General features: G+C 66.5%; 18 protein-coding genes. 12 read left to right on the top strand and 6 right to left on the bottom strand.

Features of this window, described 5'->3' with window-relative positions; all coding sequences use genetic code 11:
• Positions 1-32 precede the first annotated feature (32 nt).
• From ispH to rnhA, 3 genes are read left to right on the top strand one after another with little or no spacing between them, the layout of a single operon-like run.
• Positions 33-1,007 (top strand): 4-hydroxy-3-methylbut-2-enyl diphosphate reductase, encoded by a 975-nt coding sequence (gene ispH, locus ELY12_RS08560; RefSeq protein WP_126176287.1) that lies wholly within the window; start codon positions 33-35, stop codon positions 1,005-1,007.
• Positions 1,007-1,984: a homoserine kinase gene (locus tag ELY12_RS08555; protein WP_126176286.1), complete on the top strand. Its 978-nt coding sequence runs from the start codon at positions 1,007-1,009 to the stop codon at positions 1,982-1,984. The genes ispH and ELY12_RS08555 overlap by 1 nt, the downstream gene beginning before the upstream one ends.
• The gene (rnhA, locus tag ELY12_RS08550) at positions 1,981-2,421 is read left to right on the top strand and encodes a ribonuclease HI (RefSeq protein WP_126176285.1); all 441 of its coding nucleotides are present in this window, start codon (positions 1,981-1,983) and stop codon (positions 2,419-2,421) included. Before ELY12_RS08555 ends, rnhA begins: the two co-directional genes overlap by 4 nt.
• Here rnhA and ELY12_RS08545 read toward each other — a convergent pair.
• Positions 2,418-3,512, bottom strand: a complete 1,095-nt coding sequence (locus tag ELY12_RS08545; RefSeq protein WP_126176284.1) for an NAD(P)/FAD-dependent oxidoreductase — start codon at positions 3,510-3,512, stop codon at positions 2,418-2,420. The two genes, rnhA and ELY12_RS08545, sit on opposite strands and share 4 nt — an antisense overlap.
• Positions 3,509-4,477: an alpha/beta fold hydrolase gene (locus tag ELY12_RS08540; RefSeq protein ID WP_126176492.1), complete on the bottom strand. Its 969-nt coding sequence runs from the start codon at positions 4,475-4,477 to the stop codon at positions 3,509-3,511. Before ELY12_RS08540 ends, ELY12_RS08545 begins: the two co-directional genes overlap by 4 nt.
• Before the next feature lie 92 nt (positions 4,478-4,569).
• Between ELY12_RS08540 and ELY12_RS08535 the strand changes: the two genes are divergently transcribed.
• The 7 genes from ELY12_RS08535 to ELY12_RS08505 all read left to right on the top strand — a co-directional run bounded on the left by ELY12_RS08535 (position 4,570) and on the right by ELY12_RS08505 (position 11,865).
• The gene (locus ELY12_RS08535) at positions 4,570-5,058 is read left to right on the top strand and encodes an A24 family peptidase (RefSeq protein ID WP_126176283.1); all 489 of its coding nucleotides are present in this window, start codon (positions 4,570-4,572) and stop codon (positions 5,056-5,058) included.
• An 86-nt stretch (positions 5,059-5,144) separates the two neighbouring features.
• Complete coding sequence (cpaB, locus tag ELY12_RS08530) at positions 5,145-6,245, top strand: Flp pilus assembly protein CpaB (protein WP_126176282.1); 1,101 nt, start codon at positions 5,145-5,147, stop codon at positions 6,243-6,245.
• Positions 6,246-6,295: 50 nt separating this feature from the next.
• The gene (locus ELY12_RS08525; RefSeq protein ID WP_126176281.1) at positions 6,296-7,855 is read left to right on the top strand and encodes a type II and III secretion system protein family protein; all 1,560 of its coding nucleotides are present in this window, start codon (positions 6,296-6,298) and stop codon (positions 7,853-7,855) included.
• Between the two features lie 12 nt (positions 7,856-7,867).
• Positions 7,868-8,521, top strand: a complete 654-nt coding sequence (locus ELY12_RS08520) for a CpaD family pilus assembly protein (protein ID WP_126176280.1) — start codon at positions 7,868-7,870, stop codon at positions 8,519-8,521.
• A gap of 3 nt (positions 8,522-8,524) precedes the next feature.
• On the top strand, positions 8,525-9,802 hold the full coding sequence (locus ELY12_RS08515) for a pilus assembly protein CpaE (protein ID WP_126176279.1): 1,278 nt from the start codon (positions 8,525-8,527) through the stop codon (positions 9,800-9,802).
• A gap of 70 nt (positions 9,803-9,872) precedes the next feature.
• A complete protein-coding gene (locus tag ELY12_RS08510; protein ID WP_126176278.1) occupies positions 9,873-10,844 on the top strand; it encodes a type II secretion system F family protein in 972 nt (323 codons plus the stop codon).
• A gap of 13 nt (positions 10,845-10,857) precedes the next feature.
• The gene (locus ELY12_RS08505) at positions 10,858-11,865 is read left to right on the top strand and encodes a type II secretion system F family protein (protein ID WP_126176277.1); all 1,008 of its coding nucleotides are present in this window, start codon (positions 10,858-10,860) and stop codon (positions 11,863-11,865) included.
• Between the two features lie 21 nt (positions 11,866-11,886).
• Here ELY12_RS08505 and ELY12_RS08500 read toward each other — a convergent pair whose 3' ends face one another.
• From ELY12_RS08500 to ELY12_RS08485, 4 genes are all read right to left on the bottom strand, one after another.
• The gene (locus tag ELY12_RS08500) at positions 11,887-12,366 is read right to left on the bottom strand and encodes a MarR family winged helix-turn-helix transcriptional regulator (protein WP_126176276.1); all 480 of its coding nucleotides are present in this window, start codon (positions 12,364-12,366) and stop codon (positions 11,887-11,889) included.
• A 42-nt stretch (positions 12,367-12,408) separates the two neighbouring features.
• On the bottom strand, positions 12,409-13,281 hold the full coding sequence (locus tag ELY12_RS08495) for a crotonase/enoyl-CoA hydratase family protein (protein WP_126176275.1): 873 nt from the start codon (positions 13,279-13,281) through the stop codon (positions 12,409-12,411).
• Between the two features lie 166 nt (positions 13,282-13,447).
• Entirely contained in the window at positions 13,448-14,230 is a 783-nt protein-coding gene (locus ELY12_RS08490) for an SDR family NAD(P)-dependent oxidoreductase (protein ID WP_126176274.1), read from the bottom strand.
• 25 nt (positions 14,231-14,255) lie between these two features.
• Positions 14,256-15,428, bottom strand: a complete 1,173-nt coding sequence (locus tag ELY12_RS08485) for an acetyl-CoA C-acetyltransferase (RefSeq protein WP_126176273.1) — start codon at positions 15,426-15,428, stop codon at positions 14,256-14,258.
• 431 nt (positions 15,429-15,859) lie between these two features.
• Between ELY12_RS08485 and ELY12_RS08480 the strand changes: the two genes are divergently transcribed.
• Positions 15,860-18,934: a TonB-dependent receptor domain-containing protein gene (locus ELY12_RS08480; RefSeq protein ID WP_164549459.1), complete on the top strand. Its 3,075-nt coding sequence runs from the start codon at positions 15,860-15,862 to the stop codon at positions 18,932-18,934.
• A gap of 136 nt (positions 18,935-19,070) precedes the next feature.
• Entirely contained in the window at positions 19,071-19,319 is a 249-nt protein-coding gene (locus tag ELY12_RS14315; protein WP_164549458.1) for a hypothetical protein, read from the top strand.
• Positions 19,320-19,334 lie beyond the last annotated feature (15 nt).

Here is a 19,334-nt window from a genome sequence, read left to right as displayed (position 1 = left end):
GGGGCGCGCGGCGAAGCGCTAGAGGCGCGCGTATGAACGCCCCCTTGCAAGCCACGCGCCCCGCCGGAGAGCGTCTCCCGCTGCAGCTTCTGATCGCCGCGCCGCGCGGTTTCTGCGCTGGCGTCGACCGCGCGATCGAGATCGTCGAGCGCGCGCTTGAGCGCTACGGCGCGCCCGTCTACGTGCGGCACGAGATCGTCCACAACCAGTACGTGGTGAATGCGTTGAAGGCGCAAGGAGCGATCTTCGTCGACGAGCTCGACGAGGTCCCCGACGGCGCTCCCGTGGTATTCAGCGCCCACGGGGTGCCCAAGGCGGTCCCCATCGAGGCGACCCGGCGCGAGATGGTATGGGTCGATGCGACCTGCCCGCTGGTCAGCAAGGTGCACCGCCAGGCCGAGCGCCAGATCGAGGCCGGACGGCACATCCTGTTCATCGGGCACCGTGGCCACCCGGAAGTGATCGGAACCATGGGCCAGGTGCCGGAGGGTGCGATCACGTTGGTGGAGACGCTGGCCGATGTCGCCGCGCTCGACATCCCCGCCGGCCTGCCGCTCGCGTTCCTGACCCAGACCACGCTTTCGGTCGACGACACGCGCGAGATCGTCACCGCGCTGGAAACGAAGTACCCCCACATCGTCGGGCCCAAGGCGGAGGATATCTGCTACGCCACCTCCAACCGCCAGACGGCGGTCAAGACGATCGCGCCGGGGAGCGATCTGGTGCTGGTCATCGGTTCGCCGACGTCATCGAACTCGGTACGATTGGTGGAAGTAGCGCAGCGGATGGGCACCGATGCCAAGTTGATCGAGCGCGCGAGCGACATCGATCCGGCTTGGCTCGACGGCGTGGCTACGCTCGGGCTCACCGCCGGCGCATCGGCACCCGAGAAGCTCGTGCGCGAGGTGGTCGAGCGGCTGTCGCAGTGGCGCGAGGTTGAGGAGCACACCCTCGTCAGCGCCGAGGAGAAGATGGTCTTCAAGCTGCCCCGCCAGCTCCTCGATTAGTGGCGGTCTACACCCACCTCGCGGCCGAGGACCTCGCGGCGCTGATCGCCGAATACGACGTCGGCGGATTAGTATCGGCGAAGGGCATCGCCGAGGGTGTTTCCAATTCGAACTGGCTGGTCGAGACCACCGGCCGCGATGGTCGCGGCGCTCGCTACATCCTCACCATGTACGAGCGGCGCATCGATACCGCCGACTTGCCGTTTTACCTCGGGCTGCTCGACCACCTGTCGGCCAAGGGCTGCCCCGTGCCCGCGACGATCCACGATCGCGAGGGGCAGCTCTACCGTACAATCGAAGGAAAGGCGGTCGCATTGATCGAATACCTTTCAGGCATTTCAGTCGATCGGCCCACACCTGGACAGGCGCGCGCGGTCGGCGCGGCGCTCGGCCGGCTACACTTGGCGGTGGCCGACTTCCCCATGCGCGGCGCGCAGACGATGGGCCTCGCCGAATGGGACCGTCTGCTTCACCTGTGCGGCAGCGACCGGCTGGCCGAGATCGACCCCACACTGCCGGACATCGCCTACGCAGAGTTGTCGCACCTCGCCTCGGCCTGGCCCGGCGGGCTGCCCGGGGGCGTGGTTCATTGCGACCTGTTCCCCGACAACGTGCTGATGCGGGGCGAGACCGTGTCGGGACTGATCGACTTTTACTTCGCCGCCGAGGACTTCTTCGCCTACGACCTGGCGGTGACCCACGCAGCCTGGGCGTTCACCAAGCAGGGCCGGTCCTTTCGGCGCGATGTCGGCGACGCGTTGCTGGACGGCTATCGCTCGGCCCGGACGCTGAGCGCGGACGAACTGGCCGAGCTGCCGACGCTCGCACGCGGGGCCTGCATGCGGTTCATCTCCAGCCGGGCCTACGACTGGCTGGAAACACCGCCTGGCGCTTTGGTCACACGCAAGAACCCGATGGACTTCGTCCGGCGCTTGCAATTCTACACCGAGGCGGGTGAAAGCGCATTCCAATCATGAAGAAAGTCGAGATTTTCACCGACGGAGCCTGCAAGGGCAATCCGGGGCCCGGCGGCTGGGGCGCGCTGCTGCGGATGGGCCGCCACGAAAAAGAAATGTCCGGCGGCGAGCCGGCGACGACCAACAACCGCATGGAGCTGACCGCGGCGATCAAGGCGCTGGAAGCGCTGATCGAGCCGTGTGCAATCACACTGCACAGTGACAGCAAGTACGTCCTCGACGGGATCACCAAGTGGGTTCACGGCTGGCAGAAGAACGGCTGGAAGAACGCCAGCAAGCAGCCGGTCCGCAACGCCGACTTGTGGCACGAGCTCATCGCCGCCGCCAAGCCGCACCAGGTCGAGTGGGTCTGGGTCAAAGGCCACAACGGCCACGTTGAGAACGAGCGGGTCGATGCCCTCGCCTGCGCCGCCGCCGAAAAGGCCGCCGCGGGCTAGAACCGTCCCGGATCGTAGAGCGCGGCGGCAAGCCCCTCTGTCATCGCATCACGGGGGGCGCCGGTAAGCAACTGCGCCGCCAGGCGCGCCGCTGCGGGCGCGGTCTGGATGCCGAAGCCGCCTTGGCCGGCGAACCAGAACAGGCCATCCACCACGGGATCGAAGCCGTAAACCGGCAGGCGATCGGGCGCGAACGAGCGCAGCCCGGCCCATTTGCGCTCGACCGCCAGCACACGCCAGTCGACCACCGCTTCGAAGCGGTCGATCGCTTCGGCGACCGCAACTTCTTCGGGCGCGGCGTCGCAGGGCGGGCTCGGCTCCTCGTCGTGCGGGCTGAGCCACAGCTTGCCGCTCTCGGGCTTGAAGTAGAACTGCCCGCCAATGTCGAGCACCAACGGCAGGTGCTCGGGTGGCGGCGGATCGGTGCGCAGCTGCGCGACAGTTCGCCGCAAAGGCTGGATGCCGAGTGACCGGGCGCCCGCCAGCTCGGCGAAGCTGTCCGCCCACGCGCCCGCGGCGTTGACCACGATGCGCGCATCGATCGGGTCGCCGCGTTCGCTGCCGAGCCGCCAGCCCTCCGCGGTTCGATCGGCGCTCACGATCCGTGTCCGAGTCACGAGGGTGACGCCACCGCGGCTGGCGGCGGCCAGGTAGTGATGATGGAGCCGCGCGACATCGATATCGGCGCAGGCCGGCTCCCACACCGCACCGGTCCACTCAGTGCGTAGGCCCGGCAGGTGTCTCTCGACCTCCTCGCGCCCGAGGCGGTGGATGTGCACGCCGGTGCCTGCGAACCGGTCCATGAAGGCGTCGAGCGCGGGTCCGTCGGCGTCGCGCCCTACATAGAGCGCCCCGCGCGGGCTGAGGAAGCCGTTCGCGCGCAGCCACTCACCGGACGCGAGCGACAGCGGAACCACGCCCGGCCCGCCGTAGCATTCCTCGTAGAACGCCGCCGACCGCCCAGTGGTGTGGTAGCCGGGCCGGTCCTCGGCCTCGAGTAGTAGAACTTCGCGTGCACCCAGCGCGACCAGCTCGGCAGCGAGGCTCGCCCCGGCGATGCCGGCGCCGACGATGGCGATATCCGTCGTCATCGCGCCGCCGCCAGCCGATCGATGAAGGCGTCGATTGCTTTGAGTGCACGGGTGCGCGCGGAATCGGATTCGCGAAGAATCTCGTGGCGCGCCTCCTCGCCAAACGTCACCAGTTCGGCATTCGGCAAGCGCGCCGCGGCGGCAGCGATTGCGGCGTAAGAGACCAGCTTGTCCTCGGTTGTCGCGATAATCAGCGTGGGCACCGTCATGTTTTCCAACACGCCAGGCGCGTAGAGTCCGCGCATCGAGGCGTAGCCGCGCTCGACCCAGCCCCAACTGCCGGGCCCCATGACCAGCTCGGGCCGCTGGCCGCGCCACCACAGCTCATCCTCGTAGCGCGCCGGATCGTGCGTCAGCAGGTGCGCGCGCGAAGCTGGCGGCTCGCCAGGAATCTCGCTCCATTTCCACGCGGGGCGGCGAGCGTCGCCGAGCGCGCTCATCATTCGCGCTACGGCGTGCATCACCACCGGCGGCATCCGCCCGCCGAGCCCCAGCATCGGGGCGACGAGCACCAGCCCGTCGGGGGCGACCTTGCCCTCGGCAGCGGCGCGCAGGATCAGATGCCCACCCATCGAATGCCCAGCAAGCACGTGCGGACCGGGTGTCTCAGCCAGCCATTGCGACCACAGCGCGGCAAGATCGTCCACCCACTGCGCATAGTCGCCGATATGGCCGGTCACCGCGTCCGTGCCGAAGCGGCCCGAACCAGCCTGCCCGCGCCAATCGGCTGCAGTCACCCGCCAGCCCGCATCGCTCCAGTAAGCGAGGGTTTCGAGGTACTTCTCGTAGAAATCGCCGCGTCCGCCGAGGAACAGGATTGAGCCGCGCGCCGGGCTTTGCGCGGACAGCAGGTCGATCCGGCGGATCGCGTGGCCATCGGGCGCGATCCAGCGGCTCTCGGTCGCATCTGGCGGGATAGCGCGCCGGTCGACCGCGGCCGGCCGGGCTTCTCCAGTTTGCCTAATTGCGAGCCTCCGGCCTTGGTTACTATTTGGTAAGCACTGCGCGTTAGCACCCGGTGCTGAGGCCCATTGGGGCACTCGGGGGGCTGAATTCAATGCTGGGCGGATATCTGCACTACGGGCTGCTCGTAGCCTTGGCAATTGCGCTGCTGGTCGCCGCCGCGACCGACTGGCGCCGCCGCCAGATCGACAACTGGCTCAACCTCGCGATCGTCGTCGGCGCACCGTTTTACTGGTGGGCAAGCGGCCTGTCGCTGTGGCCCGGGGTCGCCATCCAACTCGGTGTCGGAGTGGCGGCATTCGCCGTTTTCGCAGCGTTCTTCGCGCTCAAGTGGATGGGCGGCGGCGACGTCAAGCTGCTGACCGCGCTGGCGCTGTGGATCGAGCTCGAATGGTTTCTGAAGCTGCTGATCATGATGGCGCTGGTGGGCGGCGTGCTGACGCTCGTGCTGGGCGCGTGGCACATCGCCCGCCGCCAGCGCGACAAGCTCGCCATCCCCTATGGGGTGGCGATCGCGATCGCCGGCCTGTGGGTCATCGGCACGCATTACCTCCCAGCCGCGCAAGCCACGCTGGTGGGGTGAACCCGATTTTAACCGTTCGCGCTTAACCACGAATTTCATTCCCGCCCGTGGGATTACGCGGGCCGTTTAAGGGGGCTTTGATAGCCATGGACAGGAAGAAGCTGCTGCTGCTGGTAGGTGCGCTTGCGATCGCGATCGTGACCGCCATGATGGCCCGGAGCATGTTCGCCGGAGCATCGGCACCTCAGGCCGAGGCCGCCGCGCCCGTGCCGCAGGGGCCCAAGGTGCTCGTTGCGCAGCGCGTGCTGCCGACCGGCACGATCATCACCGCCGATGCGATCGGCTTCCAGCCCTGGCCCAAGGAGCTCGTCAAGGACGCCTACTACATCGACGGCTCGTCCGACGTGTCGAAGCTCCTGGGCACCGTGGTCCGCTTCCCGATCACCGCCGGTGAGCCGGTTACCCAAGGTTCGCTGGTTAAGCCCGGCGATCGCGGCTTCCTCGCCGCCGCGCTCGGGCCCGGCATGCGCGCCATCACCGTTCCGGTGTCAGCCAAGACCGGCGTCGGCGGCTTCGTCTTTCCTGGCGACCGGGTCGACCTGATGCTGACCCAGAGCGTCAAGGGCGGCGAAGGTAGCGAGGGCGACCTCAAGGCGTCGGAAACCATCCTGCGCAATATTCGTGTGCTCGCGACCGATCAGTCGACGAGCCAGGAAACGGTTAACGGCAACACCGTCGTGCGCCAGTTCCAGACGGTCACGCTCGAAGTCACTCCCAAGATCGCCGAAAAGGTCTCGGTCGCGCAGACCATCGGCACGCTCAGCCTCTCGCTGCGCTCGATCGCGGACAGCCAGACCGAGCTCGAGCGCGCCATTGCGCAGGGCGACGTCAAGATCCCGGACGGCGCCACGCCGCAGCAGGAAGAAAAGCTGCTCGCTGCGGCGATGAACCGTCCGAGCGAAGGCACGACCACCTACCAGACTGGCGGCGACGTGTCGCGCTTCCAGCGCCGCACCATGCCTTCCGCACCGGCCACCGTGGTCGCTGGCCCGGCCGGACCGGGCGCGCCGCCTCGGGCCTACGCTCCGCCGCGCTCCACCGTCACCGTCACTCGCGGCAAGGCCACGACCACCGTTGAGATTTCTCGCGGCGGCCAGGTCAGCCAGTTCACCGGCACCCAGGCCGAAGCCATCCGCAACGGAGGCCAGACGGTCTCCAGCGCGGTCGGCGCGACCGGCGCATTCTGAAGGGGCCGGACATGACCACGCACGCCATTTCCCATTCGAGGGGCCAGACCATGAAACGCCGCCTTACCGCCACGCTGCTGCTCGCCGGCATCGCCGCCGCGCCGCTCGCCGGGCTGCCCGCTCAAGCGGCGAACGCCCAGGAAACCATCGCCCCCAGCCGCGACCTCAACTTGTCGATCGGCCGCGGCGAACTGATCAACGTGCCCGGCACGATGGCCGACGTCTTCGTCGCTAACGATGCGGTCGCCGATGTGCAGATCAAGTCGGAGCGCCAGCTCTACCTGTTCGGCAAATCCGGCGGCGTGACCACGGTCTACGCCAGCAATAAGGCGGGCGCGATCATCTGGTCGGCCAACGTCCGGGTGGGATCGAACATCGACAGCGTCGACCAGATGCTCAACCTGGCGATGCCCGAGGCGAAAATCAGCGTCGCGACGATGGGCACGAACACGTTCCTGCTGACCGGCACGGTCGCCGCGCCGGAAGACGCGGCCGAGGCCGAGCGCCTCGTCTCCGCCTTTGTCGGCGACGACGCCAATGTCATCAGCCGTCTGCGCACCGCTACCCCGCTGCAGGTCAACCTGCAGGTCAAGTTCGCCGAAGTCAGCCGCTCGCTGGTGAAGGCGATGGGCGCCAACCTGCAGACGGTCGACACCACCGGCGGCTTCAAGTTCGGCATCACCACCGGCCGCGGGCCCACCACCCAGTACACTCCGGGCAGCCCCGGCGGCCTCGGCGTGGGCTTCACCGCTGCGCCGGATGACGGCAGCCTGGTCAAGGGCACTGGCAAGGGTTCGACCCTGGGCCTGTTCGGCAAGCTGCTCGGCCTCGATATCGCGAGCGCCTTCGACCTCGCCGAAACGGTCGGCCTGGTGACCACGCTGTCGCAGCCCAACCTGACCGCGCTGTCGGGCGAGACCGCCGACTTCCTGGCCGGCGGCGAATTCCCGATCCCGATCAGCCAGGGCCTCGGCTCGACCTCGGTCGAGTACAAGAAGTACGGCGTCAGCCTCGCCTACACGCCGACGGTGCTGTCGAATGGCCGCATCTCGCTGCGCGTGCGCCCTGAGGTGTCGGAAATCTCAAGCCAGAACTCGGTTACGCTCAACGGCTTCCAGATCCCCGCGCTGACCACGCGCCGGGCGGAAACCACCATCGAGCTGGGCTCGGGACAGAGCTTCATGATCGCCGGCCTGCTGAGCAACAACTCGCAGAACCTGATCGACAAGACCCCGGGCGTGGGCGACGTGCCGATCCTCGGCAACCTGTTCCGCTCCAGCAACTATCGCAAGGGCGAGACCGAGCTGGTGATCATCGTCACCCCGTACCTGGTCAACCCGGTGGATGGGCACGAAATCAAGCTGCCGACCGACGGTTACAACGCCCCGGACGATGCCGCGCGCATCTTCGGCAACCAGGAAGCGGCCCCCGGGCTCAGCGCCCAGCCGCAGCCCTCGGCTGTGCAGGGCACCGTGCCTGTCGGTCCGGCGATCTCGCAGGCGCAGCCTGCTGCGATCGTCCCGGCCCAGGCCAGCGCCTCCGACAAGAAACGCCGCAAGGACCGCCGCGCCAGCAACGACGCGGCGACCCCCGGCTTCAGCTTCAACTGAGAGGTGAGTGTGATGACCATCAAACGCAAACTCGCGGGCGCCCTCGCCCTCACCCTCGTGTCCACGCTGGCGGCGTGCAACGCGCCCGGCGCGCTCGACAACCGCAGCCTCTATTCGGTGAAGCAGCCGGTCGTGGCGCGCACCAGCTACACGATGGACGTGGCCACTACCTATGATGGGCTGTCGATCCCGGAACAGCAGCGCCTGTCGGGCTGGTTCGATTCGATGGACCTGCGTTACGGCGACCGGGTCTCGATCGAGGATCCGCTGGTCAGCGGCGCGACGCGCGAAGCGGTTGCCCGCATCGCGGCGCGGCACGGTCTGCTCCTGGCCGACGGCGCTCCGGTGACCGAAGGCTTCCTGCAGCCCGGCACCGCACGGGTGGTGATCACCCGCACGACCGCCAGCGTCCCCGGCTGTCCCGACTGGGGCAAGCGCAACGACGCCAATTACGCCAATGCGACCTCGCCCGGCTACGGCTGCGCGGTCAACGGCAACCTGGCGGCGATGGTCGCCAATCCGGAAGACCTGCTGCACGGCCAGCAGGGCAGCGGCGAAACTGTGATCATGAGCTCGACCAAGGCGATCGAGACCTATCGCGACAAGGCAAACACCGGCGCAGGCGATCTGAAGGCATCGTCGACGGCCAGCGGAGGAGGTAACTAACCCATGAATGCTCCCTGGAAACCCGGTGCCGGCGGCCGCGATCCGTTCGCCGCGTTCATTTGCGACGAGACCGCGCTCGACACGCTGCGCCCGGTCGTCATCGAGATGGGCTGGCAGCCCGAGAAATGCGCCAAGGGCGGTCTGCGCAATGCCGTGCAGTCGCTCTCGGTCTCGGCGAGCCCGAACATCCTGATGGTTGACCTATCGGAGAGCGGCGATCCGCTCAACGACATCAACGCCCTTGCCGAGGTTTGTGAACCGGGCACGGTGGTGGTCGCGATCGGCCAGGTAAATGACGTGCGCCTCTACCGCGACCTGCTCGCGAGCGGCATTCACGATTACCTGCTCAAGCCGCTGTCGGCAGGTCAGCTGCGCGACGCGCTGACGCACGCCCAGGCGGTGTTCGCGGCGCCGAAGGCGAGCGACCCGGATGCGGCCAAGCGGCACATCTCGACCGCGGTGGTCGGGACCCGCGGCGGCGTCGGCGCCTCGACGCTGGCGACCTCGCTCGCATGGCTGTTCTCGGCCGATCACAAGCTGCCGACCGCGCTGCTCGACCTCGACGTGCACTTCGGGACCGGCGCGCTCGCGCTCGACCTCGAGCCGGGCCGCGGCCTGACCGACGCGATCGACAATCCGAGCCGCATCGACGGCCTGTTCATCGAACGGGCGATGATCCGCGCGAACGACAACCTGGCGATCCTGTCGGCCGAAGCGCCGATCAACTCACCCCTGATGACCGACGGCAGCGCCTTCGTTCAGCTGGAGGAGGAGTTCCGCCACGCGTTCGAGATGACGGTCATCGATTTGCCGCGCAACATGCTGATCAACTTCCCGCATCTGCTGGCCGACGTCAACGTCGTGGTCCTCGCGACCGAGATGACGCTGGCGAGCGCGCGCGACACGATCCGTATCCTGAGCTGGCTCAAGACCAACGCCGCGCACGCGCAGCCGTTGATCGTCGCCAACAAGGTGCAGGCCGGCATCGCGGAGATCAGCAAGGCCGACTTCGAAGCCTCGATCGAGCGCAAGATCGACTTCACTGTGCCCTACGACCTCAAGGCTGCTGCCAACGCCGCAAAGCTCGGCCAGACCTTCGCCGACGCCAACCGCGCGAGCAAGGCGAGCACGGCGATCCGCCAGCTCGCCGAAAGCGTGATCGGTGCGAGCGACGAAGATGCGGGCGACAGCCCGGCCGGCAAGAAGTCGCTGCTCGGCAGCTTCGACTTCAAGTCGCTGCTGGCGAAAAAGGACAAGGCAGCCGCGCGCGCGGACGCCTGACGAGTAGCGCCGCGGTGTCCCCCGGGCACCGCGGCGTGATCGCTGAACGACAAGAAGGCGGGACGGTTCGATGAGCATTTTCCAGTTGCTGCTGTTCGCCGGCGGCCTGATGGCCGTCCTGGTGCTCGGCTACACGGCAATGTCCGGACCGTCGGTCGCCAAGGAAGGCAATCGGCGCCTGCAGGCGGTGCGCTATCGCCATTCCGAAAGCACCGACACCAAAGTCGAATCGCAGCTCAAGAAGGCGATCGCGGCGCGTAAGCCCAAGACATTCAAGCTCGCCGGCTCGAGCTCACGTACCGAGGCGCTCGCTATCCGGCTCGACCGCACGGGCAAGCCCTGGACGCTGACTCAGTATCTCTACGCCAGCCTGGGTCTCGCCCTCGCCTTCACGGTGTTGATCTACCTGCGCACCGGCGCGCCGTTGATGTCGCTCGGCGTCGGCCTGTTCCTCGGCGCGGGTATCCCGCACATGGTGGTGAACTTCTTCATCAAGCGCCGGACCAACCAGTTTAACGGCAAGTTCCCCGACGCGATCGAGCTGCTCGTGCGCGGCCTGCGCTCGGGTCTGCCCGTCACTGAAACTCTTGGCGTGGTGGCGCAGGAAGTCCCCGGCCCGGTGGGCGAGGAATTCAAGTCGATCACCGACCGCATCCGCGTCGGCCGGACGATGGAGGACGCGCTCCAGGAGACCGCCGACCGTCTCGGCATTCCCGAATTCAACTTCTTCTGCATCACCCTCGCGATCCAGCGGGAGACGGGCGGCAACCTGGCGGAGACGCTGTCGAACCTTGCCGACGTGCTGCGCAAGCGCGGACAGATGAAGCTCAAGATCCGCGCGATGAGCTCGGAATCGAAGGCATCCGCCTACATCGTCGGCGCCCTGCCGTTCATCGTGTTCGTCATGATCTGGTGGATCAATCCGACCTACATCAGCGGGTTCTTCTCAGAAGACCGGCTGATCGTCGCCGGCCTCGGCGGCATGGTATGGATGGGTATCGGCGTGTTCATCATGGCCAAGATGGTCAGCTTCGAGATCTGAGAGTCAGTCAGCCATGATCAGCAGTTCACCAGGTCCCCAGCTCCTCGGCTTCGACGTCCTCGCCGTCGGCACGCTCCTGGCCGGCGTCGCCGCCTTCGCGGTGATCCTCGCCATCTATGCCGCGGTCACCGTCAAGGACCCGATGGCCAAGCGCGTGAAGGCACTGGCCGCCCGCCGCGACGAGCTCAAGGCTGGCATCATCAAGGCCAACGCGCGCAAGCGCACCAGCCTCGTCCGCCGCACCGACCAGACCGACAAGGTCAAGGAAACGCTGGCGAACATGAAGGTGCTCCAGCAGAGCCAGCTGGAAGACATCCAGCAGAAGCTCGCCTGGGCCGGGTACCGTAACAAGGAGCTGGCGGTCTATGTGATCGGCGCGCGCGCGGTGCTGCCGATCGTGTTCGGCATCCTCGCATTCCTGTTCATCTATGCGCTCAATTTCTTCCCCGAGTGGGGCAGCTCGAAGCGGCTGTTCGCGCTCGCCGCGGCGGTGGGCCTGGGCTACAAGGCGCCCGAGATCTTCCTCAAGAACAAGGCCGGCAAGCGGACCGACGCGGTGCGCAAGGGCCTCCCTGACGCGCTCGACCTGCTGGTCATCTGCGCCGAGGCCGGTCTCACCGTCGACGCCGCGTTCAACCGCGTGGCCAAGGAACTGGGCCGCGCCTATCCCGAGCTCGGCGACGAGTTCGCGCTGACCGCGATCGAACTGTCGTTCCTCAACGAGCGGCGCATGGCGTTCGAAAACCTCGCCTACCGGGTCAACCTCGACGCGGTGAAGGGCGTGGTCACGACCATGATCCAGACCGAGCGCTACGGTACGCCGCTGGCGAGCGCGCTGCGCGTGCTGTCGGCCGAGTTCCGCAACGAGCGCATGATGCGCGCGGAGGAAAAGGCCGCGCGCCTGCCGGCGATCATGACCGTGCCGCTGATCCTGTTCATCCTGCCGACGCTGTTCATCGTCATTCTCGGCCCGGCGGCCTGTTCGATCAGCGACGCCTTCGCCGCCAAGCCGGGGCAGTAGCGAAATCGGGCGGCGGGGTCGCTAGTCGGCCCCGCCCTCGTCGCCATCGGCCCTGAGCGCGCTGGCCGCGGCGCGCAACCGGGCGAGGAGCTGGCCGAACGCCTCGCGGTCCTCGTCCGAGAACGTATCGAACAGCCGCGCTTCCATCTCCAAGGCGAGCGGCATGATCCGCGCGTGCATCGCCCTGCCCTCGCCGGTCAGCTCAAGATGGTGCGAGCGCCCGTCGCGCTCGTTCGCCTGGCGCGCGGCGAGCCCGCGGTCCTCCAGCGCCTTGCACGCGCGGTTGACCGCCACCTTGTCCATCAAGGTCGCGCTGGTGAGCTCGCGCTGGGTCAGCGCGCCTGAATCGCCGAGCACCGCCATCACCCGCCATTCGGGAATGCGCAGCCCGAACCGCGCGCGGTACGCATCGGCGACCCGGCTGCTGACCGCGTTCGAGGTCACCGACAGCAGGTAGGGCAGGAACTCGGAAAGGCGCGCGGGCGAGGAAGGCTGTTTCATCTGTAATCGGTTATGGAGCATGCGCCGGCCAAGGCAAGCGCGTCACTCGTAACCGGGCTGCTCCCACCACGGATAGAAATCGGGCATGTCACCGCTGACGGTATCCGGATAGGCCGGGTTGCGTTTCTCGAGGAAGCTCTGGATGCCTTCGCGCGCGTCGGCGCTGCGGCTGAGGCGGTAGATCGCGCGGCTGTCGATCCGATGCGCCATCATCGGGTGCTCGGTGGCGGACAGGCGCCACAGCATCGCGCGGGTCATCGCCACCGACACTGCGGAGGTGTTGTCGGCGATCTCGGCAACCTTGGCGAGCGCCGCGTCCATCAGTTCGCCTTGCGGGTGGACCGAGCGCACGAGGCCCTTATCGAGCGCCTCGGCGGCATCGAACAGCCGCCCGGTCATGCACCATTCCAGCGCCGTCGGCACGCCGACGATGCGCGGCAGGAACCAGCTCGAAGCGGCCTCGGGCACGATGCCGCGGCGCGCGAACACGAAGCCGTAGCGCGCGTTGTCGGAAGCAAGGCGGATGTCCATCGGGAGCTGCATGGTGATGCCGACCCCGACCGCGACCCCGTTGCAGGCAGAGATCAGCGGCTTCTTGCTATCGAACAGACGCAGCGTCAGGCGGCCGCCGCCATCACGCACGCGCTCGTCGGACAGGTCCTCGACCGGGTTTGGATCGGAGAACACCTGGCCGCCGCCCTCTGGCGTCAGGTCGGCGCCGGCGCAGAACGCCCTCTCGCCGCTGCCGGTGAACACCACCGCGCGCACCGTGTCGTCGGCATCAGCCTCGTCGGTCGCGGCGATGATCTCGTCCATCATCGTGCGGGTGAACGCGTTCATCTTTTCGGGCCGGTTGAGCGTGACGATCGCCGCCGGGCCTTGGCGCTCATAGGTGATCTGAGTGTAGCCGCTCATGCCACAATCCTTCCGAAATGTTGGACTTGTCACACTTGTCACACTGTCCTGGACAAGAAAAACCGGCGCCCTTCGACCCGCCATAAAAAGCGGGAAGAAGGGCGCCGGGAAACATCATCGCCGTGGGGTCTAATCGACCGGCGGGCGTGTAGGAAAGCGCATCGCCTTAGCGCGGCGCCATGCGGATCGCGCCGTCGAGGCGCACGTCCTCACCGTTGAAGTAGCCGCACTCGATCATGGTCATCGCGAGCATGGCGTACTCTTCGGCGTTGCCGAGGCGCTTCGGAAACGGGACCGACGCGGCGAGCGCATCCTTCACCTGCTGCGGCGCGGCGTTCATCAACGGGGTGTTGAAGATGCCCGGAAGAATGGTGTTCACCCGGATGCCTTCGCTCATCAGGTCACGCGCGATGGGAAGGGTCATGCCGACCACCCCGCCCTTGGACGCCGAATAGGCCGCCTGGCCCATCTGGCCATCCTCGGCCGCCACGCTCGCGGTGTTGACGATCGCGCCGCGCTCGCCGTCCTCGCCCGGCTCAAGCGTCAGCATGCCGGCCGCCGACTTGGCGATGCAGCGGAAGGTGCCGACGAGGTTGATCTGGATGATCCAGTTGAAAGCATCGAGCGGGAAGTGCTTGATCGACCCGTCTTCCTTCGAGCGGCTGGCGGTCTTGATTGCGTTGCCGGTGCCTGCGCAGTTGACCAGGATGCGCTCCTGCCCGTGCGCCGCGCGCGCCTTGGCGAAACCGGCGTCGACCGAGGCGTCGTCGGTCACGTTGACCTCACAGAACACGCCGCCGATTTCCTTGGCGACCGCTTCGCCCTTTTCCGCTTGCAGGTCGAAGATCGCCACCTTGGCGCCCTTCGCGGCCAGCGCGCGGGCAGTGGCGGCCCCGAGGCCCGAGGCGCCGCCGGTCACGACCGCGGCGGTGTTGCTATCGACTTTCATCAAACTCTCTCCCGATTGGAATGGATCAGACCGCTTCGATAATGGTCACGTTGGCGACGCCGCCGCCTTCGCACATCGTCTGCAGGCCGTACTTCTTGCCGCGCGCCTGGAGCGCGTTGAGCAGGGTCGCCATCAGCTTGGTGCCGCTGGCGCCGAGCGGGTGACCGAGCGCAATCGCGCCGCCGTTGACGTTGAGCCGGCTCGGATCGGCACCGGTGTGCTTGAGCCAGGCGAGCGGCACCGAGGCGAACGCCTCGTTGACCTCGTAAAGGTCGATATCGTCGATCTTGAGGCCGGCGCGGGCGAGCGCCTTGTCGGTCGCGAACAACGGTTCTTCGAGCATGATCACCGGGTCGCCCGCGGTCACCGTCAGCGTGTGGATGCGCGCGCGCGGCGTCAGGCCGAGCTCCTTGAGCGCAGTTTCGGACACGATCAGCGCGGCGCTCGATCCATCGCAAATCTGGCTGGAGGTGGCAGCGGTCAGCCGGCCGCCTTCCTTCAGCAGCTTCACCCCGGCGATGCTCTCGGGCGTCGCGTCGAAGCGGATGCCCTCGTCGACCGTGTGCTGCGCCTCGCCCTCGGGAGTCTGGATGGTGATCGGCACGATCTCGCGCTCGAACGCGCCGCTTTCGGTCGCCGCGATCGCCTTCCGCTGGCTCTCGTAGCCGAACCGGTCGAGGTCTTCTTTGGTGAAACCGTGCTTGTCGCACAGCATCTCGGCGCCCTCGAACTGCGACCACATGATGCCGGGGTACTTCGCTTCCAACCCTGGCGACTTATAGTGACCCAGCCCCTCTTTCAGGTGGAAGGTCAGGTTGGTGCCCATCGGCACCCTGCTCATGCTCTCGACCCCCGCAGCGATTACCGCGTCCTGCGTGCCGCTCATCACCGCCTGCGCGGCGAATTGGATCGCCTGCTGCGAAGAGCCGCACTGCCGGTCGATCGTCACCGCCGGGGTCGATTGCGGCAGCGTCTGCGATGCGAGAACCGCCATGCGGCCGACCTGCATCGACTGTTCACCGGCCTGGGTGACGCAGCCCATGACCACGTCGTCGACGCGCGCCGGATCGATGCCGGTGCGCGAGACCAGCGCATCGAGCGATGCGGCGGCGAGGTCGACCGGATGAACCCCGGCAAGCTTCCCGCCGCGGCGGCCGCCGGCGGTTCGAACGGCATCGACGATATAGGCGGTGCTCACGCGATAGGTCCCTTCCTGCAACTCACTTGACGTTCGCGTAAACGGCAGGTTGAGCCCGGTCAAGCGCGGTCCGCGCAGCACCGCCGAGCCGTTTGCGGACGCCAGTTGTATGCCGTTACATCCGATCATTGAATCGCAAGGGAAAGCTCCCGCGAAACCAACAATATTTGTTCCGACGGAGGGAAAGTACCTTTCGTTAGGCGCGGCGCAAACGAAACACTCTTGCGCATGAATGGCAATCTGTGGTCGCGGGGCAACAGCCGTTGGCCATTTGCCTGCGCCCCGCAGAAACGCTTTGCCAATGGACCCTAACTTTCGGCAAGGCGGGACCATCCACAACCAGATTTTCGCGGCGTGCGCAGGCGTTGCGAATGCTCCGGTTGCGGGCTCTTAAAGGCGGACGATACCGCTGTTCGAAAGGGACATTCGACGTGAAATTCCAACAGATTCTCAAGGCTGGCTCGGCGACTGCGGTCATCGGCGCAGCCCTGGCTTCGCAGACTGCGTTCGCGCAGGAGGCGAGCGATCCGACCGGTGAAACCACCCCGGTCGAAGACACCGGCGCGCCGATCGTCGTCACCGGTTCGCGTATCATCCGTCCGAACCTCGAGGCGAACAGCCCGATCGCGGTCGTGACCGGCGAAGAGACGGTCAAGAACGCCGACGTGACGCTCGACACGTTCCTCAACACGCTGCCGCAGGTCAACCCGGCCGGCACCACCACCTCGAACAACCCGAGCAACGGTGGCCAGTCGAACGTCGACCTTCGCGGCCTCGGCTCGAACCGCAACCTCGTGCTGATCGACGGCCGCCGCCCGATGGTGTCGGCGTCCGACCAGACGGTCGACCTCAACACCATTCCGCAGGGCCTGATCGAGCGGATCGAAGTCGTCACCGGCGGCGCCGGCGCGACTTACGGTGCCGACGCCATCGCGGGTGTCGTCAACATCCGCATGAAGCACGATTTCGAAGGCATCGACCTGCGCGGGACCTATGCCAACACCGCGGCGGCCGACGCCCGTGAGTGGGCGGTCAGCGGCGTGATCGGCGGCAACTTCGCCGACGACCGCGGCAACATCGCGATCGCCGCCGAGCACTCGGAACGTCAGGGCCTGATCAAGTCGCAGCGGCCGTTCTCGGCCCAGGCGACCTCGACCACCCGCACCTTCCCCACCGGGCGGTTCGTGGAGAATGTCGACAACCCGATCACGCAGGCGGCGATCAATGCAGTCTTCGCCCAGTACGGTGTGAGTGCGGCGGGCGCTCCCAGCCAGGGACTTTCCAACATCGGCTTCAACATCGATGGCACACTGTTCGGCACCGGCGTATTCAACGATCCGGAGGACGTGACCAACCTGAAGCCGACGGCGGGCGTCAATCCGAACCTCAACTTCCTGCCGGACTTCTATTCCTACAACTTCGACATCATCAACTTGCTGGTGCTGCCGTACCAGCGCGATTCGGTGTTCGGCGTCGCCAATTACAAGGTCAGCGACGCGCTTGAGTTCTTCGCTCAAGGTGGCTGGACCAAGTACTCGTCTGCCACCGCGCTTGCACCGACCCCGGTCAGCACCACCGTGCGCCGGACTGCGCTGTCGCCGCGTGACGCCACCTCGAACCTGATCGAGCCGGGTGGGCGTGCATCGGCGTTCGTTGTTCCCGTGACCAACCCCTTCATTTCGGCTGATCTGCGCGCATTGCTCAACTCGCGTACCGGAGACAGCGCGACATTCGTCGGATCGGGCGCCAACGAAGCCTTCCAGGTTTCCAAGCGCTTCCTCGACACTGGCTTGCGCCAGGAAACCCTGACCAACGAGGTGGTCCAGGGCCTGCTCGGCGTGCGCGGCGAGTTCGCTCCGGGCTGGAACTACGAAGCCTACGCTTCGAAGGGCAAGACCACGATCACCGACAGCCTTGGCGGCAACGTCAACGTGCAGAAGGTGCAGGGCCTGCTCGAAGCGGCGGACGGGGGCGCCTCGCAGTGCGCCGGCGGCTTCAACCCGTTCGGTGTGCAGCCGCTGTCGCAGGATTGCATCGACTTCGTGTCGGAGCCGGCGTTCACGACTACCGAGTTCACCCAGGAGATCTTCCAGGGCTACATCACGGGCAACGTGTTTGAAATGCCGGCCGGTCCGGTCTCGGTCGTGCTCGGCGCCGAGCATCGCAAGTTCACCTACCAGTATGACGCCGGTACGCTGAACGGCCCGATCGCCGGTTTCAACACGGGTACCGATGACAACGGCACCAACACCTTCATGGACTACTTCGGCGAGCTCTCGATCCCGCTCATCAAGGACGGTTTCGTCAACTCGGCCGAACTGACCCTGCAGGCACGTCACTCGACCAGCGACTTCAACGATATCGAGAACGGTATCGATGGTAAGAGCAACGGCTCGTGGGCCTACGGCGCGACGCTCAGCGTCGAGCCGTTCGACAACTTCCGGCTGCGCGGCAGCTACCAGCACTCGGTGCGTGCGCCGAACTTCGGTGAGCTGTTCTCGGGCGGCGGTTCCTTCCCGCAGTACTTCGATCCTTGCTCGAAGGGGACGAACTTCCGCACGAGTGGCGGCGCAAAGGCCGACGCACTCTGCGTGGCGACCGGTATCGATGCAGGCGCGATCGGCACCTACTCGCAGACCCCGGGCAGCCAGGTCTACCTCGGCATCACCGGCAACCCGAACCTGCAACCGGAATCGGCCGACACCTTCACGGTCGGTGCGGTGTTCCAGCAGTGGGGCTTCACCGGCTCGCTGGATTACTACAACATCCGCATCAGCGACGCGATCCTCGCGCCCGATCCGAACATCCTGATCGCCGCTTGCTACGGCTACCTGGGTGTCAACGACAACCTGGACTTCGGCAGCAAGTACTGCTCGGACGGCGGGAGCAGCATCTACTCGCGTACCCCGGACATCAGCTATGTCTACCTGCCGGTTGCGCTTGGCGGTAACGGCGCCAACTACTTCCAGCAGATCAACCAGGGCACCATCAAGACCTCGGGTCTCGACCTTCAGCTCGGCTACAACCTGCCGACCGAGTTCATCGGTCCGGAGTCGGCACTGCAGTTCAACCTGATGGCGAACTACATCTTCGACTATAAGGTCGAGGAACTGCCCGGCATCGTGATCGACTACGCCGACACCGTGTCGTACTTCGGCGCCAACCTCGGGACGAGCTTCCCGCGCTGGAAGGCGACGTTCAACACCATCCTGCACTTCGACGAAAACCTCGCGTGGGATACCCGCGTGCGCGTCATCGACGGCATGAAGAACCGGGCTTCGGTCCAGTTCGTCGGTGAGACCTTCGAGGGCACGGACGTCGCGGCCTATGTCGACACGGCGATCCAGGCGACCGTGGCGGACAAGTTCACCTTCCGCGTCGGCGTCAACAACCTGCTCAACCGCAAGCCGGAGCTCTACGCCCCGAACGTGCAGTCGGGCACCGATCCGTCGCTGTTCGACGTGATCGGCCGCCGCTACTACGTGCAGGTCGGCCTCAAGCTCTGATCCTGGCCGCAAGGCGAACAAGAACAAGGGCGGGGCTTCGGCTCCGCCCTTTTTCGTTGCGCCGGGCAGTCGCGGCCGCTCTTCAATTTTGCCCGCCGGCCTGCTATCCTCAGCCCTCGTGTGAGGGACCGATGAAATGAAGATCGCAGTTGCAGGTTTGATGCTCGGATTCGCGGTGATCGCGGTGCCGGTGCTGGCGCAGGCCGATGCCGCGCCGAAAGACCCGGACGAAGTCATCTGCAAGCGGGAAAAGAAGGTCAATTCGCGCTTCACGACCAAGACGTGCCTCACGCGCGGCCAGTGGGAGGCGATTGCCGAGGCGAACAAGCGCGACTTCGCCGAGAACCAGAGCCGTCACAAAATCTTCATTCCGCGCGAGCGGTAGAGGAACGACGGCAGC

It is taken from the genome of Tsuneonella rigui (assembly GCF_003958625.1).
Lineage (GTDB): Bacteria > Pseudomonadota > Alphaproteobacteria > Sphingomonadales > Sphingomonadaceae > Tsuneonella > Tsuneonella rigui.
The sequence above is the reverse complement of the archived record's forward strand: the minus strand, read 5'-3'. Positions and strand labels throughout refer to the sequence as shown.

Bases quoted from the DNA above. Each gene is read 5' to 3' on its own strand.
- ELY12_RS08525 (WP_126176281.1), top strand. From the start codon at position 6,296: ATGAAACGCCGCCTTACCGCCACGCTGCTGCTCGCCGGCATCGCCGCC.
- cpaB (WP_126176282.1), top strand. From the start codon at position 5,145: ATGGACAGGAAGAAGCTGCTGCTGCTGGTAGGTGCGCTTGCGATCGCG.
- ELY12_RS08500 (WP_126176276.1), bottom strand. From the start codon at position 12,366: ATGAAACAGCCTTCCTCGCCCGCGCGCCTTTCCGAGTTCCTGCCCTAC.
- ELY12_RS08510 (WP_126176278.1), top strand. From the start codon at position 9,873: ATGAGCATTTTCCAGTTGCTGCTGTTCGCCGGCGGCCTGATGGCCGTC.
- ELY12_RS08515 (WP_126176279.1), top strand. From the start codon at position 8,525: ATGAATGCTCCCTGGAAACCCGGTGCCGGCGGCCGCGATCCGTTCGCC.
- ELY12_RS08535 (WP_126176283.1), top strand. From the start codon at position 4,570: ATGCTGGGCGGATATCTGCACTACGGGCTGCTCGTAGCCTTGGCAATT.
- ELY12_RS08520 (WP_126176280.1), top strand. From the start codon at position 7,868: ATGACCATCAAACGCAAACTCGCGGGCGCCCTCGCCCTCACCCTCGTG.
- ELY12_RS08505 (WP_126176277.1), top strand. From the start codon at position 10,858: ATGATCAGCAGTTCACCAGGTCCCCAGCTCCTCGGCTTCGACGTCCTC.
- ispH (WP_126176287.1), top strand. From the start codon at position 33: ATGAACGCCCCCTTGCAAGCCACGCGCCCCGCCGGAGAGCGTCTCCCG.
- ELY12_RS08495 (WP_126176275.1), bottom strand. From the start codon at position 13,281: ATGAGCGGCTACACTCAGATCACCTATGAGCGCCAAGGCCCGGCGGCG.
- ELY12_RS08545 (WP_126176284.1), bottom strand. From the start codon at position 3,512: ATGACGACGGATATCGCCATCGTCGGCGCCGGCATCGCCGGGGCGAGC.
- ELY12_RS14315 (WP_164549458.1), top strand. From the start codon at position 19,071: ATGAAGATCGCAGTTGCAGGTTTGATGCTCGGATTCGCGGTGATCGCG.
- rnhA (WP_126176285.1), top strand. From the start codon at position 1,981: ATGAAGAAAGTCGAGATTTTCACCGACGGAGCCTGCAAGGGCAATCCG.
- ELY12_RS08490 (WP_126176274.1), bottom strand. From the start codon at position 14,230: ATGAAAGTCGATAGCAACACCGCCGCGGTCGTGACCGGCGGCGCCTCG.